The following is a 14,991-nucleotide window of genomic DNA, read 5'->3' as shown; positions in this document are numbered from 1 at the left end:
CGGGGAAAGAGCTTCAGAAGGCATGTCGGCTGAAAACCTCTCGAAGCACGGTCAGCGCCATGATCTTGATGTCGAAGCGCAGCGACCATTTCTGGATATATTCCAAATCGTACGTGACGCGGCGGCGCAGATCGTCGATCGTCACCAGCTCGCCGCGCGCGCCGTTGACCTGCGCCCAGCCGGTAATGCCCGGCTTCACCTGATGCCGGATGACATATTCCGCCAGCGCATCGTCCAGCAGCATGCCGCCCGCACGCGTGTGCGGCGCATGCGGGCGCGGGCCGACCAGCGACATTTCCCCCCGCAGGACGTTCAGCAATTGCGGCAGTTCGTCGATGCTCAGCTTGCGCAGCCACCGCCCGACCGGCGTCACGCGGGGGTCGTCCCGCGACGTCTGCCTGGCGGCCATCATGTCCGACATGTTGGTATACATGCTGCGGAATTTATACACCATGAAGGTGCGGTTGTTGAAACCCAGGCGCGGCTGCTTGAAGAAGACCGGACCCGGAGACGTCGCCTTGATCGCGATCGCGACGATCGCCAGCACCGGCGCCAGGATCACCAGCGCGATCGCGCCCAGGACCATGTCCAGCATCGTCTTCTTGACGGCCTGCCAGTCCGACAGCGGACGGCGCTGCAGCACCAGCAGGGCGAAGGGACCCAGTTGCTCGATCGGCAGCACCACGTCGATGCCGTGCACCACGTTCGGCAGCACATAGACGTCGGACAGCACGCTTCTCAGCCGCCAACTGATTTCGGCGACATGGTCGTGCGGGTCATAGTGCGAGGGGATGGCCAGGATGATGGCATGCAGCGGCGTCTCCCGGCTGCGCACGATCAGATCTTCCAGGGTGCCGTCCACGGCATTCGGGTTCAGCGCCGTGTCGTGGTCGTCGAATACGCCGATCATCCGATAGGTCGGGCCGGCCTCCCCGGCGATGCGCGCGGCGAACTTGATCGCCGTCTCGTCGCTGCCGACGATCGCGACGTTCCGCGCCAATTGTCCCGAGATCGCGCTGCTTCCCAGCAGGGCGATCTCCGTCCCGCGAACCGCGCCCAGGGCGAGCGCCGAGCAGAACAGCCACACCGCGGCCAGTTCCGCGGACGGGGCGATCGGGTGGCGCAGCATGGACAGCACCACCGCATGCAGCAGCGCGCCGATCAGCAGCGGCGGCGCCAGATAGCGCAGTTGGGCCGAAGCCTGCAGCAATGTCGGCACGTAAATCAGCGACCGCTTCTTCGGCGCCATCAGAAAACCCAGGACCGACATCAGGTTCGCGACGGACTGGGACATGACCCAATGCTGGTGGACGACCTCCGGGCCGGCATAGGCCGTCAGAAGCGTCGCGCCCATCACGGTCAGGCCGTCTATGCTGGTTATCATCCCGCTCAGCACAGGATGATAATAAGGATAGACGCCGGATTCCGCCGGTTTCGTTACGGACTGAACCTGCCGGAGCGGGTCATCCGGAAAGTCGATCGTGCTCTGCAACGAGCTATAGGACTCACTCATGTGAAGACCTCCAACGGATACACATGCGTCTCCGACGGTTCCAACTGCGAATCATGGAATCCGATAAAGGATTTTTTATCAAAGTCCGTGAACATCCAATGAAAACACGCAATTATGAAACGTGATCTTTCCGGATCGGTTCAATTCTTTCGTTCGGGTCGATCGAATTTCGTCCCAGCCGGTCTTCTCTCTGGAAAAATCCGGAAACCGACCCGTCTCCGTAACCCGAAGGCCGCCCTGCATGACGCGACGCGGCTCGCGAAATCTCCGCCACCCATCATGACGGAGACCATATCCCGAGACATGAGAAACGAAATCGCCATCTCCCAGATTAAAGATTTGGACACGATCTTGTCGAGTCTATTTGTGACATGTTCCTCATGTTCCGGACCGAAACAGCCGCCCGATCGCGCATGGTCCGAAAGGGCGGCGCAGACACATATCCGTGGCACCGCCGCATCCCGGCGTCAGGGACGACCGATCGATTCGTATTGAAAGCCGTGCTCGCGCATGGTTTTCGGATCCCAGATATTGCGCAGATCGACGACAACCTTGCCCCGCATCAGTTCGCTCAGCCGGCTGGGCGATAGGGCCCTGAACTCGTTCCATTCCGTCAGCACCACCAGCGCATCGGCCTGGGCGGCCGCATCCAGTGCGTCGCGGCAATATTGCACGCCATCCGGCAAGAGGGGGCGCGCGCTATCCATGCCCGCCGGATCGAACGCGCGCAGCTTGGCCCCCGCCTCGCTCAGCCGGTGCAGGATGGGAATGGACGAGGCCTCGCGCATGTCGTCGGTCTCGGGCTTGAATGTCAGCCCCAGGACACCGATCGTCAGGTTGGACACCGATCCGCCGCAGGCCGCGATAATCCGCTCCGCCATCCTGGCCTTGCGCGCATCGTTGATGCTGACGGTCGTCTCGATCAGGCGCATCGGAGAATCCGCGTCGCGGGCGATATGGACCAGCGCCAGCGTATCCTTGGGAAAGCACGATCCGCCGAAGCCCGGGCCCGGATGCAGGAATTTCCGGCCGATACGGTTGTCCAGCCCGATTCCCCGGGCAATGTCGTGGACCTCGGCTCCGACCTTTTCGCACAGATCGGCGATCTCGTTGATGAACGTGACCTTCATCGCCAGAAAGGAATTCGCGGCGTATTTGGCCAGTTCCGCGGTTTCCAGGCCCGTGAACAGGATCGGCGCCTCGATCAGGTAAAGCGGCCGGTACAGCCTGCGCATGATCTCCATCGCCCGCTCCGACCCTCCGGGCTTGGTCGTGTCGGTGCCGATGATGACGCGATCCGGCCGCATGAAATCCCCGATCGCGTTGCCCTCCCGCAGGAATTCCGGATTCGACGCCACGTCGAAATCCAGGTCCGGCCGCACGCGGCGGATCAGCTCGGCGACCTGGCGCCCGGTGCCGACCGGCACGGTCGATTTCGTCACCACCACGGCGTAATTCTTCATGCTCTTGGCGATCTGTTCCGCCGCGGCGAAGACATAGCGCAGGTCGGCATGGCCGTCGCCGCGCCGGGTCGGCGTGCCCACGGCGATGAAGATCGCCTCGGCCCCCTGTATGCCCGTCTCGATATCCTCGCTGAAGGTCAGGCGCCCGGCCGCCACATTGTCGGCCACCAGCTTGTCCAGCCCGGGCTCATAGATCGGGATGCGCCCCTCGCGCAGCGCATTCAGCCGTCCCGGATCGGCCTCGACGATGGTCACGTTCGTGCCGAACTCGGCGAAGCAGGCGCCGGACACCAGCCCGACATAACCGCCACCGATCATCGCAATCTGCATGGTTCACTCCTCAGCTTTGTGGTGCGGGCCCGCATGTGGTCCCGCATGGGCCGGCAATTTCATTCCGCTCACGCCGAGCGCCGCCGCGCCACCCGGCGCTGCATCGCCCGTCCGATCTGCCGCCCCACGCGCGGAACGAAAGAAGGGCGATGCAGGGCCCTCGTAAGAAGCGCGGCCAGGGCGCCCTTGCGGATGGCCTGTGAAAAGAAATGCGCATCGTCGAGCCGCAGCAATCCTTCGGCACGCCTGCGCAACAGCGCGTCAAGGCCGGGCTGCGCCTTGATCGCGGGATGACTCGTCAGTTCCAGCGCCGACTGCGCCAGCGCGGCATAGGCGATCGTCGTCCGCGTCATGGTCGATTCCCGCCGGCTGACGGCGCCCTCCCGCTGCGTGTAGAGGTAATGCGCGGTGTCCAGGATCCTGAACCGCGCCCCCTCCAGCAGAAGATGCATCATGAAGGTGAAATCCTCCCCATGACGCTGCCCGACCGGATAGCGCAGCCCCGTCTTCATCAGGAACGCGCGCCGGATGACCGGCTTCAGCAATCCCCAGTCGGCGCCGCGCCCGTCGGCCAGGTTATGCGCAAGATAATCGGCCGGCGTGACCGTCCGGTCCTGCATGTGCGCGGCGCCGATGGCCCGCCCGGTCACCATCCCGGCGCCCGCGTCGTAATAGAGCAGGTCATCCGCCAGGATATCGCTGTCCGGGTCGGCGGCCGCCATGCGCGCCATCGCCTCCAGCCGGTCGGGCGCATAGGCGTCGTCCGCGTCCAGGATCGCGATCCAGTCCCCCGTGGCCTGCGCGATGCCCAGGTTGCGCGCGGCGGCCGGTCCGCCGTTCACCGCCGTCCGCATCGGGCGGATGGACGGATGACGCTGCGCCAGCGTCGCCACGACCTGGGCCGTCGCATCGGTCGAGCAATCATCGACGACCAGGATCTCCACGGCCGGCAGACTCTGCTCCAGGACCGACCCGATCGCCCGCTCGACGAAGGACACGGCGTTATAGACGGGGATGATGACGGAAACGCTGAAGCTGTCGGTCATGCGTGCACCCGGGCCAGGCGGTCGTACAGATCCTCCAATGCGTTGGTGCATATGCGGATATCGTGATTCTTCTGCACGAAGCGCCGTCCGGCCGCACCCATCCGGTCCGCCAGCGCGTCGTCCGTCAGAACGTCCAGCAGCCGGTCCCGCAGCGTCGCGACGTCGCCCTCGGCGAAGGCGAAGCCCGTTTCCCCGTCCGCGATCCCCTCCGTGACGCCGCCTCGGGCCGACGTCACCACCGGCACGCCGCTGGCCTGGGCCTCCAGCAGCACCAGCGGCAGCCCTTCGGCGTCCCCGCTGCGCGCCGTGACGCTCGGCAGGCAAAAGACCCGCGCCTCGCCCATCAGCGCTATGACGCGCTCGCGCGGCACCGCGCCGGTAAAGGTCACATTGCCGATCAGCGCCGCCCGCTCTTCCAGAAGGGCCCGCTCGGGGCCGTCTCCCGCGACGATCAGCCGCGCCTCGGGCAAGGCCGCGCGCACCTGGTGAAAGGCGTCGATCAGAAACCGGCATCCCTTCTTTTCCACCAGCCGGCCCAGAAACAGGATGATCGGCGGCCGCGCGCCCGGAGAGACCGGGCCCGGAATGAAACGGTCGGGATTGATGCCGATATGGCGGACATGGATCCGCTCCGCCGGCAGTCCGACCGCGATCGCCGCGTCGCGGATATGTCCCGATACGGCAACGAAGGTCACGTCGGGACTGGCGGCCAGACGCCGCAGGCGGCTCGGATAGTTTTTCCATCGTCGCCCGGATCGGCCGGCGGCGAACCACGCCATGTCGGTCGTGATGTCCGACCCGTGCAGCGTGACCAGCAGCGGAATCGACAGGCGGCGCGCCAGGTGCCAGATCTCGACCCCGTCAAAGCCGAAATGCGCATGGATCAGGGCCGGCCGCACATGCTGCGCGATCCGCGCCAGGCCCGGCGGGGCACGGTTCAGGCTGCGGGCCAGCATGCTGCGCGCCCGCTGGGGCAGGGTGGCGGGCCCCCGATAGCGGGCCCGGGCCGGCAATCCCTCCAGAGGCAGCTTGTCGATCAGCCTTTCACCGATCATGACGGGCTTCCAGCGCGTCAGCGCCAGGGACTGGTCCCGTACGAAGGTCTCGGACAAGGGCAGAATTTCGGTGCGATAGATCCCCACTATCGGGCAATCCTGGTCGCCGACCTGCTGAAGCATCCGTTCCTCCTCCCGTCGACTGGCCCCGTCGACATGCCCCTGGCGGGCTGCGTTGGCGTCAAAGACTGGTGTCCGCATAGGCTTTCGGCGTGATGATCCGGTCCACGACCTCGTCCCAGCCCAGCATGTGCGGCCGTATCGGCGCGCGATGCGCCAGTGCCTTGTCTATGGCGTCGCGGATCGTCTCCGGTACGCCGGGACGGTAGCCATAGCGCCCCTCCTGATCCCCCAGGGCGAATTCGGGGCACACCGCCGGTATCCCGAATATGCCGAACTGGCGCAATTTCAAGGATGTATCGATCAGATACCGCGGCGTCTGCCGGTCCAGATACGGTGCCACGCCAAAGGCCGCATGCTGGACATAGGGCAGGGTCTGCGCGAACGGCATCTCCTCATGCACGATGATATTGCCGGCCGACAGCCCGTTCGCGGCCTTGCCCGCGCCGATGACGTGAAAATCGATGTCCGGGAACAGCGAGGACGCGATCGTGAAGAAACTCGCATCGAACAGCATGGACCCGACCGAGACGCAGCTTCGCCGATTCCCATACGGCGTCGGATAGTCGCTCTGGGCGATCGTACGGTCGATCCCGTGCGGAATGAAGTACGATGTCCGATTATGCGGCATGCCGTCCTGCAAAAGGCGCGACGGCAGGCGGACGGTATCGATGCTGTCGAAATTGGCGCGGAACCGCCGCTTGATCGTCCCGGCCGCATCGATGACATCCAGGTCGTCCGACGCCAGGTAGATAATGCGCGCCGCAGGGTTCAGCTTCCGCACATCCTCGATGAAAACCGGGGCCATGCCGGACTCGATGAAGACCGTGTCCGCTTCGCGCAGCCATTGCCTGGGAATACGCGGAATCAGCCGCCGATAAAGCCAGAACAGCGATTCTTCCACGGGCGCCAGCGCCGGCCGCCGCATGTTGAACGGATGCCAGCTCGTTCTCCACAAGAAACATTCCACGCCGTCGACATATTCCACGCGGTTGGCCCGCGGGGCCAGGTCGGCCCGCGTGTCGCCCCTGTGCTCCGACAGCCGGCTTAGCCCGACCGAGAAGAAACGCGTCTTTCCCCGCTTCGCCATTTCGGCGGTGATGAAATGCACGCTCGCCTTCCGGCGAGAGCGATAATCATGCACCGATATAACCAGTGAAACGGTCATACGAACATTCCGCCTCTACTTCGTTGCAAAGAACGCAGGGAAGATTGCAATGAAAGGTCAGGACGTAATTGTGTCTGGACGTAATCGATTCAGGCAAACCGTCTCACACGGCGGCGGACGGCCGGAAATCTTGAAGTGACGCTTATATGAAACTCAGGAACGTTTAAACTCAGCGAGTTAACAAAGCGTATCTGCACTTGCACCCTGAATAAGGCAATTTGTTGACCATCCGCACTCCGGAATCAAGAAACTATTTCGCCTGTTGGAAAAAAAGATATCGCATCACGGAACCTTGAGCTTGCAATGCGCGGGCGGGAAGGGGTAGGTGATACAAAAATACGTGGTCACGCCATGTCAGCGGCTGCGTGCGGCATTCCAGCCTTTAAAACGTTTTTCACACCCGTTGGTCGGGCTGGTCGGCGAACTTCATGCGCCGTCGGGCGATAGTGTCGCGATATGTTTTGTATTTATGTCTGTCTGATCCCGGCCTGTGCCGGGGGGTTTCTTCTGGCGGAGAGACGATGAATGTCGGACCATCTGTTCGAGGCGCGTTCCGAAAAAGCCTATTTGCAGCAACTGACGTCGCTGCGCGGGGTCGCCTGCCTGGTCGTCCTGGCGGGGCACGTCATCCAGGTCATCCGTTACGATCCGGTGCCGCGGACGCCGGGGGGGCGCCTCATTCATGACCTGGTGACGTACGCCTTCAATGCGCAGGCGGCCGTCCTGCTTTTCTTCGTATTGAGCGGCTGCGTCTTGTCGCTGTCCCTCCGCCGCGTCCGCCGATTCGATCGCGACACCGTTCTCGGCTTCTATCTGAAGCGCGTGTTCCGCATTTTTCCCCTCCTGTGGGTTTCCGTCGTCTTTTCCATCGCCGTGACGGTCTATGTGCGCGACAGCATGAATGTCGGCGTCTTCGTGGATTGGCTCGCACGCAATCTGGGGGCGCCGGTGTCCCCATCCCATGTCGCCCTGGCGCTGCTCGGCGCATATACGCGCTATAACGGGCCGATGTGGTCCCTTCGGGTGGAACTGATCTTTTCGGTCGTTTTCCCGCTCATCCTGGTGCTGATGCGTCATGCGCGCCTGCGCCCGTGGGCGCTGGCCGGGTTCTTCGTGCTGGCGCTGGTGCCGATGCCCTCGGAAATCGGCTTGAATTTCGGCCTGTCCTTTGCGATCGGCGCCCTGATCCCCCTGCTCCCGTCCGTGGCGTGGGCGGCATCGCCGGCAATCCCGGCCGCCGCGACGGTGATCCTGCTCTATGACCGGCTGGCGCTCGGCGGCCACGCCGTGCCGGAACAGGTCTATAATATCATCGAATCGCTGGCGGCGTTCGTGATCGTCCGCGATCTGTACGCCTCGGGCCGTTCTTTCGCCGTGCTCACCCATCGGCGCATGGTATGGGTGGGCGAACTCTCATACAGTGTCTATTTGCTGCATTTGCCTATTTTGCTGGCATTGTTTGATTTTTTACAACATCGCATGGGCACGCGGCTTCTGCTCGCCGCGCCCGATCTGACGCAGGCGATGCTTGCGGTCCTGACGATCGCCGTCACGCTGGCCGTTTCCAGCGTGACATATCGCTGGGTCGAATTGCCGCTGCATAATCTCGGGCGGTCCCTGGCGCGCCGCCTGTCGTCCGATCCGCGACCCGCGTGGGAGAATGCCAGGCTGAACCCCGCGCTTCCGACGGCCCCTGAACTGGCCCGTGAACTGGAAGGATGAGCATGTCTCTCGCGGTGGCCGAACGGGCCGCATCCCCGGCCGATCTTCGCAAGGGCGGAAAATACCTCGTCATCGCCGGGGCGTCGTTCAATCTCGCGCTTTGCTTCATCTCCACCCGCCACTGGGTGCATGTCGGAAATCCTCTGATCGCCCTGGTCGAAATCATGATCATGGGGACGGGCTTCTATATGATCCGCAACCGGATCGATCGTCCGACGTTCTGGATCATCGCGGTCACGGTCGGTTTCCTGCTCGGGGCCAAGCTCGTGAACCCGGCCATCAGCTTCAAGATCGTCCATGATGTCGGCATCATGTACATCTTCTACGGCCTGGGCCGCATGGCGACCGAACGCACGGCCCGGTCCACGATCTGGATCATCATGGTCCTGGTCCTGCTGGTCGGGTTCATGGAACTGGTTCTGACCGACCTTTATTCCCAGATGTTCAATATATGGGATTACTACGTGCAGAAAGGCGTCATCGCCAGCGATACGGTGAACTACAGCAACACCAATCTCTTCCTCAGCGGCAATCGCGGCGCCGCCGCCAGCCGGACGTTCTTTCAGTCGATATTCGGCTCGCATCGCGTGTCCTCGATTTTTCTCGAACCGGATTCGCTGGGGAATTTCTCCGCCATCGTGTTCGCCTGGTGCCTCAGCGTGTCGCGCAACCAGCCGGGACGCCGCTATGTGGCGCTCTACGGGCTTTCGGTGCTGTGCTTCATCCTGGCCGATTCCCGCTTCGCGTCGGGCTGCTGCGCCGCCATGCTCATGCTCCGCCTCAGCCCGTTCTGCAAGATGCCCATGGTGTCCTTCATCCTGCCGATTCTCGTCGCCACGGCGCTGACATTGGTCGGCTCGATGCACGAACTGCCCGGCGTGCTGCCCGCGATCATCAACGACGATTTTTCCGGGCGCCTGGTTTTCTCGGGGCGATTGCTGGATTACTGGAATGTCGGGCAATGGTTCGCGCTGGCGCCGTCCCAGGTCTATACGGCCGACACGGGCTATGCCTATGTGCTGAACAATCTCGGCGCCATCCTGACTTTGTTCTATCTCGGATTATTCTCCTTCCGCCGGCCCCTGACGCATGAGGGCGCGATCATGAAATCCATGATCTCGGTCTATTTCGCCACGTCGCTCTGCATCGGCGCCTCGGTGTTCACGATCAAGACCGCGGCACTCCTGTGGTTCCTCTACGGGGTGACCGAGACGATCCGGCCGGCAAAAACATGGCGCCCCGCCCCCAAAATGGCATGGGCCGGCCGCGCCGGTCCCCTGCCGGGCGCCGCGATCTGATCCATTGCGGGGAAAATATCGATGTTTCTTGGCATGTTGACGCGTTCCGCCGCCCTGGCCCTTACCCTGGCCTCGACACTGGTCCCAACCCTGGTTCCAACCCTGGTCCCAACCCTGGTTATCGCCGAAATGCCGGCTTCCGCCCGGGCCCAGGATTACAGGGGGGTCAATCTGGCGGGGGCGGCCTATTCGTCCAACAAGATTCCCGGCCGCTACGGGTATGATTATCTTTTCCCGAAACCGGCCGAGATCACCTATTTCCACGACAAGGGCATGAACATCTTCCGCCTGTCGGTGCTGTGGGAACGGCTGCAACCCGCATTGCGCACGCCCCTGGACGCCGCCTATCTGGGGCGGATCGATAATTTCATAAGCCAGGTGCACGCGGTCGGCGGGACGGTCATTCTCGATATCCATGATTATGGCCGCTACCGGGGCACGCTGATCGGCGGCGACAGCGTATCCGCCGCCGATTTCCGGGATTTATGGACCCGCCTGGGCGCCGCGTTCCGCGACCGGCCCTATGTCTGGTTCGGCCTGATGAATGAACCGCAGCAGAGTTCGGCGCAGGATTGGGGGGACATCGCCCAGCAGGCGATCCTGGGCGCCCGGCAGTCGGGCGCCAGGAATCCCGTCCTGGTATCGTCCGTCAATTGGGACGCCGCGCATGGCTTCGCCGGCCTGTTCGGGCCGGTCGCCGAAAGGCTGCGCGATCCCGCGCACAACATGCTCTTCGAGGTCCATGAATATTTCGACCAGGACAGCTCGGGCCGCAGTCCGGACTGCATCCCCGCCGATCAGGCGGTCGGCCGCCTGGCCTCCTTCACCGATTGGCTCAAGGCCACGCACCACAAGGGATTCCTCGGCGAGTTCGGGGTCGGACGGAACGATCAGTGCCTGCAGGACCTCGACCGGATCGCCGCCTATCTGCGCGACAACCGCTCCGTATGGCTGGGCTGGACCTATTGGGCGGCCGGTCCCCTGTGGGGGGAGTACATGTACACGCTGGAACCGACCAAGACCGGGCAGGATCGCCCCCAGATGACGGTGCTCGACGCCTACCTGCCGCGGGGCCAGGACCGGACGATACGGTAGCGGACACCGGGCCCGAAATCATGGACTCGAAATCATGGACCCAAACTCTTGAGGCTAAAATCTGGGGGGCAAAGTCATGTCCGAACCGATCGTCGATATCCTGATGCCCGCCTACAATGCCGAGGCCACCATCCGCCAGGCGGTCGACAGCCTGCGCAACCAGACGCGCTCCGATATCCGGATCGTGGTGGTCGATGACGGCTCGCGCGACGGAACGGGCCGCATTCTGGCGGAACTGGCGGCCGAGGATCCGCGGGTCGTCGTCCTCACCCAGCCGAACGGCGGGATCGTCGCTGCGTTGACGCGCGGCATGGCGGCCTGTTCGGCGCCTTTCCTCGCCCGGCTCGACGCGGACGACATGGCCGCCCCCGACCGGCTCGAACGCCAGCTCCGCCACATGGCGGAACAGCCGGACTGCGTGGCGCTGTCGGGCTCGGGCGGCCATATGGACGCCCAGGGGCGGCCGACGGGGGGGCGCGTGCGCCTGGCGCGGGTGGATCGGGCCGACCCGGCCTGGGTCCCGGCGCGCGAACCCTACCTGCCGGCGCCTTTTCTGCTGATCCGCCGCGCCGCGTTCGATCGGGTCGGCGGCTATCGTCCGCTGGTCGTCGCCGAGGACAGCGACCTCTACTGGCGTCTGTCCGAAATCGGGACCCTGCGCAATATCGACGAAAATTTCGGGAATTACCGCGTCCACGCCGCCAGCATTTCCAGCGCCTCGATCCGCAACGGACGGTCTCTGGCCTTCTGGTCGCAGATCGCGGCGCTTTCGGCCCGCCGCCGCCGCGCGGGGCAGCCCGATCTCGACGGCATCATCGCCGACGCCCACCGATATGCCTCGGCCGTCTCGCTCCAGGATTTCCACAGGGCGGCCGCTCCGGCGCTGACGGACCACGAGAGCACCTGGCTGGCCCTGGCAATGGGCATGAAGCTGGTGACGCTGGCCTTCTACCGCCCCTATGAGCTCGAGGCCGCGGATTGTCTTTTCATCCGCGATGCCCTGCGCGCGGCGGCAGCGGGTCTTCCGGCGGAAAACCGTGCGGAAATCGCCGATCACCTGCTGGGAACGGCAACCCGGCTGGCCATCCGCGGCCGCGTCGGGGATGCGTTGAAACTGGTTTCGCCCGGGCGCTATCCGGCATTGCTCGGACGGATCTCCTTCCGGCTGGCGCTGCCCGATTCATTGCGCAACCGGGTCAAGAAAGCGGCGGGCCGCGCTCAGCCGGCCTGACGGACGGACATATCGCGCAAGCGCGCATGAAGGGGGGAGGCACGGCAATGGCGGGGCAGGAGCACGGGCGGACGATCCGGGCCGGCGGGTTGGGCCGGGCCGCAACCAGCGGCGTCCTATGGCTGATGATTCAAAGCCTCGCGGCGCGGGGCATCGGCTTCGTCTCGCAATTGGCGCTCGCCTGGCTGCTGACCCCCGCCGATTTCGGCGTGATCGGCCTGGCCTACACGGTCTTCGGCATCGCGAACGCCCTGGTCAGTTTCGGCGTCGACGACGTCCTGCTGCAGCGTCAGAAGGCCATGACCCTGTGGTCCGCGCCGGCATTCTGGATCTGCCTGTCGCTGGGAACGCTGGGGATGGCGGGCATGCTGGTCGCCGCCCCGTTCGCCGCCGCCTGGTACCATTCGCCCGAACTGGTCGGGCTGATCTCGGCGCTGGCGATCGCGACGCCGATCAAGACGCTGGCGACCGTTCCGTCGGTACGGATCCGCGCGGACATGAATTTCCGCTTCCTCGCCGCCTATAACACGTTCGAAATCTTCGCCCTCCAGCTCGGAACGATCTTTCTGGCCTGGCTGGGATGCGGCGCCTACAGTTTCGCAATCCCGATCCCGGTCCTCGCGGTCATCAAGGCCGGTCTGTTCTGGTGGAAGGCGCCGCCGCGCATCGCCCGCACCTTCCGCAAGGTGCAGGTGCGCTATATCCTCGGCAGCAGCACGACCGTATTCGCAACCCGCACGATCATCGAAATCGTCAATCAGGGCGATTATATCGTTCTCGGGCTAATCGCGTCGCATTCGGTGGTGGGGCTGTATTTCTTCGCCTTTCGCTTCTCCGCGCAGCCGGTCCGCATGCTGGCCGGAAATTTCATCAATGTCCTCCTGCCGGCATTTGCCCAGTTGCGCGGCGATCCCGCCCGCCAGACCGAAGCCGCGCTGAAGGCCTGCCGCCTGCTCGCCTATATCGTGGTGCCGTTCTGCTTCCTCCAGGCCGCGCTCGCGGGGCCCGGGCTGCATTTCCTGTTCGGCACCAGATGGAGTGCCGCCGTGCCCTATATCCAGATCCTCAGCATGGGCCTGCCCTTCGACGCAGTGTCATGGATCACCGGATCGCTGCTCAGCGCCCGGCGCGAATTCCGCCTGGGCCTGATGTTCGCCGCCATTTCGCTCCCGCTTTTCTTCGGCATGGCGATCGTCGGCGGTCTGGCCGACAGCGCCTTCGGCGTCGCCATCGCGGTGGGGCTGTATTATTTCACCTATCCGCCGCTGTGCTCGCTGTTGATCCTGCGGCGCTGCGGCGTCGCCGTCCCACGGGTGCTGGAACTCTACATCATGCCGTTCGTCCTGTCGGCGGTGGCCATAGGCGGCGGCTATCTCGCATCCTTTCTCCCGGTCATCCGCGCCTATGACCTGTCGCGGATCATCGTGATCGGGGGCGTGGGGTGCTGCCTCTATCCGGTTCTTCTTTTCCTGCTCTGCCGCGATGTCTTCGACCAGCTTGCCCAGCGATTCGGCGGCATGTTGGGGAAATTCCCGCGCCTCAGGGTCGCCGCGGCATCGAACGGATAAAGGACGACCTCGCCCCACCCCATTGATAAATAAGCGGTTTCCAAAGGCACCGCCTTTGGCGGGGTTCGGGGCAGAGCCCCGAAAAAGAAACCGCGGGACGGCCGGTCACTCCCCCCGTTCAAACGGTTCAGTTTGAACGGGGCCTGACCCGGAACCGGTATTTCGGCAACCTGCCGGTTATTGCGATTGCCTGGCCATGGCGGATTTCCACCGATTGCGCACCACATGACGGATTTTCTGCAGGGCCCGCACACCCGGCGACGGCAGCGCGTCATGCAGCAGCACCTGCAGGCGTGCGCTCAATGTCCGGCCGGGGCGCCGCACATAAACCGTCGTGCTTCTGGACGATCGGGCCAGCGTGCCGCCCGACTTGCCGCCGGTGTAGAAATACGCGATGACCGATTTGCGTTCCATGCCGGCCCTGATCGGACTCGGGTGCCCGTGCGCCGCGATCGCGGACTGGCTCATCAGGACCGTCCGTCCGAAACAGGGCACGATCTCGACCTGGCGAACCGAGGGCTTCATGGCCCATAATTCCAGATTCCCGCCATAGGCGGCTTCCCATCCCTCGTTCAGATACGTAATCACGACCAGCCGGTTGCATAACCCCGTCGTGGGATGTTTCTGAAAATCGACATGCAGGTCGAAATGCCCGCCCCCCGAGACGACATGCAGCCCGCCGCCATACAGGCTGGGATCAGGCAGAAGATTCGCAATGCCCGTCACCTCGCTCAGCAGCCGCAGAAACGGAGCCGATTGCAGAAAGTCGAAATAAGCCCGCATGACGGGCGGCAGGTCGGAATCGGGGGCCGTCCCCTTCTTCTTCTGCAGCGCCGTATCATAGGATTTCCATGTCAGGTCATCGCATGTGCGATATTCTTCCAATATCGCGTGCAGCCATTCCGCGGGAAATAACTGGTCGATGACCAGGTGCGGAAACGGACGGGCCGCGAGATAACGCGCCCTCAATTGTTCGACAGGCGCACCCAATGCCAGACTTGGGACTGAAAGCGCAACGGAGGGAAGTGCCGGGGAGAGCCGCGTATTCTCTTTCGTAAACTCCATGCCGCCATTCACCATTTGAAAAAGAAGCGGCCATGCCTGAAATACGCTGACGCGATGACATCCAAGCCGGCCAGGCCTTCAATCGTTGCACCCGAACAGCGGGTGATCGGGACCAGTCACGTCGACACGGACGCGTCTCGCCTCTGCTTGTCCACTCGGATCGTATGAGACATTATATTGACATCTCACAAAGGTTTGCAATAAAATGTCTCACAAGACAAGCATTTTTCACACTTCGTCTCACCTGCGCTTTCCGGACGGGCTTCCGGGCACCCCCGATGCATCATCGACGCATCACCGATACGTATCCGGGGTCG

The 14,991-nt window shown here is 63.7% G+C and carries 11 protein-coding genes; 5 read left to right on the top strand and 6 right to left on the bottom strand.

Annotation, left to right across the window (positions count from 1 at the left end; all coding sequences use genetic code 11):
• Nucleotides 1-13 precede the first annotated feature (13 nt).
• The 5 genes from QN315_RS03700 to QN315_RS03680 all read right to left on the bottom strand — a co-directional run bounded on the left by QN315_RS03700 (nt 14) and on the right by QN315_RS03680 (nt 6,695).
• On the bottom strand, nt 14-1,513 hold the full coding sequence (locus QN315_RS03700; RefSeq protein WP_323991550.1) for an exopolysaccharide biosynthesis polyprenyl glycosylphosphotransferase: 1,500 nt from the start codon (nt 1,511-1,513) through the stop codon (nt 14-16).
• A gap of 467 nt (nt 1,514-1,980) precedes the next feature.
• Complete coding sequence (locus QN315_RS03695; protein WP_323991549.1) at nt 1,981-3,306, bottom strand: UDP-glucose/GDP-mannose dehydrogenase family protein; 1,326 nt, start codon at nt 3,304-3,306, stop codon at nt 1,981-1,983.
• 68 nt (nt 3,307-3,374) lie between these two features.
• A complete protein-coding gene (locus tag QN315_RS03690; RefSeq protein ID WP_323991548.1) occupies nt 3,375-4,352 on the bottom strand; it encodes a glycosyltransferase in 978 nt (325 codons plus the stop codon).
• Nucleotides 4,349-5,530, bottom strand: a complete 1,182-nt coding sequence (locus QN315_RS03685) for a glycosyltransferase (RefSeq protein WP_323991547.1) — start codon at nt 5,528-5,530, stop codon at nt 4,349-4,351. Before QN315_RS03685 ends, QN315_RS03690 begins: the two co-directional genes overlap by 4 nt.
• 58 nt (nt 5,531-5,588) lie before the next feature.
• Nucleotides 5,589-6,695 carry a polysaccharide biosynthesis protein GumK gene (locus QN315_RS03680; protein ID WP_323991546.1) on the bottom strand — a complete coding sequence of 369 codons (1,107 nt, stop codon included), beginning with the start codon at nt 6,693-6,695 and terminating at the stop codon, nt 5,589-5,591.
• A gap of 525 nt (nt 6,696-7,220) precedes the next feature.
• On the opposite strand from QN315_RS03680, the gene QN315_RS03675 reads away from it, so the two are divergent.
• From QN315_RS03675 to QN315_RS03655, 5 genes are all read left to right on the top strand, one after another.
• Nucleotides 7,221-8,417, top strand: coding sequence for an acyltransferase (locus tag QN315_RS03675; protein WP_323991545.1), 1,197 nt, complete (start codon nt 7,221-7,223; stop codon nt 8,415-8,417).
• The gene (locus QN315_RS03670; protein ID WP_323991544.1) at nt 8,414-9,715 is read left to right on the top strand and encodes a polysaccharide polymerase; all 1,302 of its coding nucleotides are present in this window, start codon (nt 8,414-8,416) and stop codon (nt 9,713-9,715) included. Before QN315_RS03675 ends, QN315_RS03670 begins: the two co-directional genes overlap by 4 nt.
• Nucleotides 9,716-9,748: 33 nt before the next feature.
• Nucleotides 9,749-10,810 (top strand): glycoside hydrolase family 5 protein, encoded by a 1,062-nt coding sequence (locus QN315_RS03665; RefSeq protein ID WP_323991542.1) that lies wholly within the window; start codon nt 9,749-9,751, stop codon nt 10,808-10,810.
• Nucleotides 10,811-10,886: 76 nt separating this feature from the next.
• Nucleotides 10,887-12,041, top strand: coding sequence for a glycosyltransferase family A protein (locus tag QN315_RS03660; protein WP_323991541.1), 1,155 nt, complete (start codon nt 10,887-10,889; stop codon nt 12,039-12,041).
• A 47-nt stretch (nt 12,042-12,088) separates the two neighbouring features.
• Nucleotides 12,089-13,609 (top strand): lipopolysaccharide biosynthesis protein, encoded by a 1,521-nt coding sequence (locus QN315_RS03655; RefSeq protein ID WP_323991540.1) that lies wholly within the window; start codon nt 12,089-12,091, stop codon nt 13,607-13,609.
• 177 nt (nt 13,610-13,786) lie between these two features.
• Here the strand turns inward: QN315_RS03655 and QN315_RS03650 are convergent, their stop codons facing one another.
• Nucleotides 13,787-14,599 carry a 2OG-Fe(II) oxygenase gene (locus tag QN315_RS03650; protein WP_323991539.1) on the bottom strand — a complete coding sequence of 271 codons (813 nt, stop codon included), beginning with the start codon at nt 14,597-14,599 and terminating at the stop codon, nt 13,787-13,789.
• Nucleotides 14,600-14,991: the final 392 nt, after the last annotated feature.

The organism is Nguyenibacter sp. L1 (genome assembly GCF_035199985.1).
GTDB classification, from domain to species: Bacteria; Pseudomonadota; Alphaproteobacteria; order Acetobacterales; family Acetobacteraceae; genus Gluconacetobacter; species Gluconacetobacter vanlangensis.
This window is presented reverse-complemented; position numbering and strand designations above follow the sequence as displayed.

What these genes read in the sequence shown, in the direction of transcription:
- QN315_RS03700 (WP_323991550.1), bottom strand. Translation starts at nt 1,513, where the DNA reads ATGAGTGAGTCCTATAGCTCGTTGCAGAGCACGATCGACTTTCCGGAT.
- QN315_RS03695 (WP_323991549.1), bottom strand. Translation starts at nt 3,306, where the DNA reads ATGCAGATTGCGATGATCGGTGGCGGTTATGTCGGGCTGGTGTCCGGC.
- QN315_RS03690 (WP_323991548.1), bottom strand. Translation starts at nt 4,352, where the DNA reads ATGACCGACAGCTTCAGCGTTTCCGTCATCATCCCCGTCTATAACGCC.
- QN315_RS03685 (WP_323991547.1), bottom strand. Translation starts at nt 5,530, where the DNA reads ATGCTTCAGCAGGTCGGCGACCAGGATTGCCCGATAGTGGGGATCTAT.
- QN315_RS03680 (WP_323991546.1), bottom strand. Translation starts at nt 6,695, where the DNA reads ATGACCGTTTCACTGGTTATATCGGTGCATGATTATCGCTCTCGCCGG.
- QN315_RS03675 (WP_323991545.1), top strand. Translation starts at nt 7,221, where the DNA reads ATGTCGGACCATCTGTTCGAGGCGCGTTCCGAAAAAGCCTATTTGCAG.
- QN315_RS03670 (WP_323991544.1), top strand. Translation starts at nt 8,414, where the DNA reads ATGAGCATGTCTCTCGCGGTGGCCGAACGGGCCGCATCCCCGGCCGAT.
- QN315_RS03665 (WP_323991542.1), top strand. Translation starts at nt 9,749, where the DNA reads ATGTTGACGCGTTCCGCCGCCCTGGCCCTTACCCTGGCCTCGACACTG.
- QN315_RS03660 (WP_323991541.1), top strand. Translation starts at nt 10,887, where the DNA reads ATGTCCGAACCGATCGTCGATATCCTGATGCCCGCCTACAATGCCGAG.
- QN315_RS03655 (WP_323991540.1), top strand. Translation starts at nt 12,089, where the DNA reads ATGGCGGGGCAGGAGCACGGGCGGACGATCCGGGCCGGCGGGTTGGGC.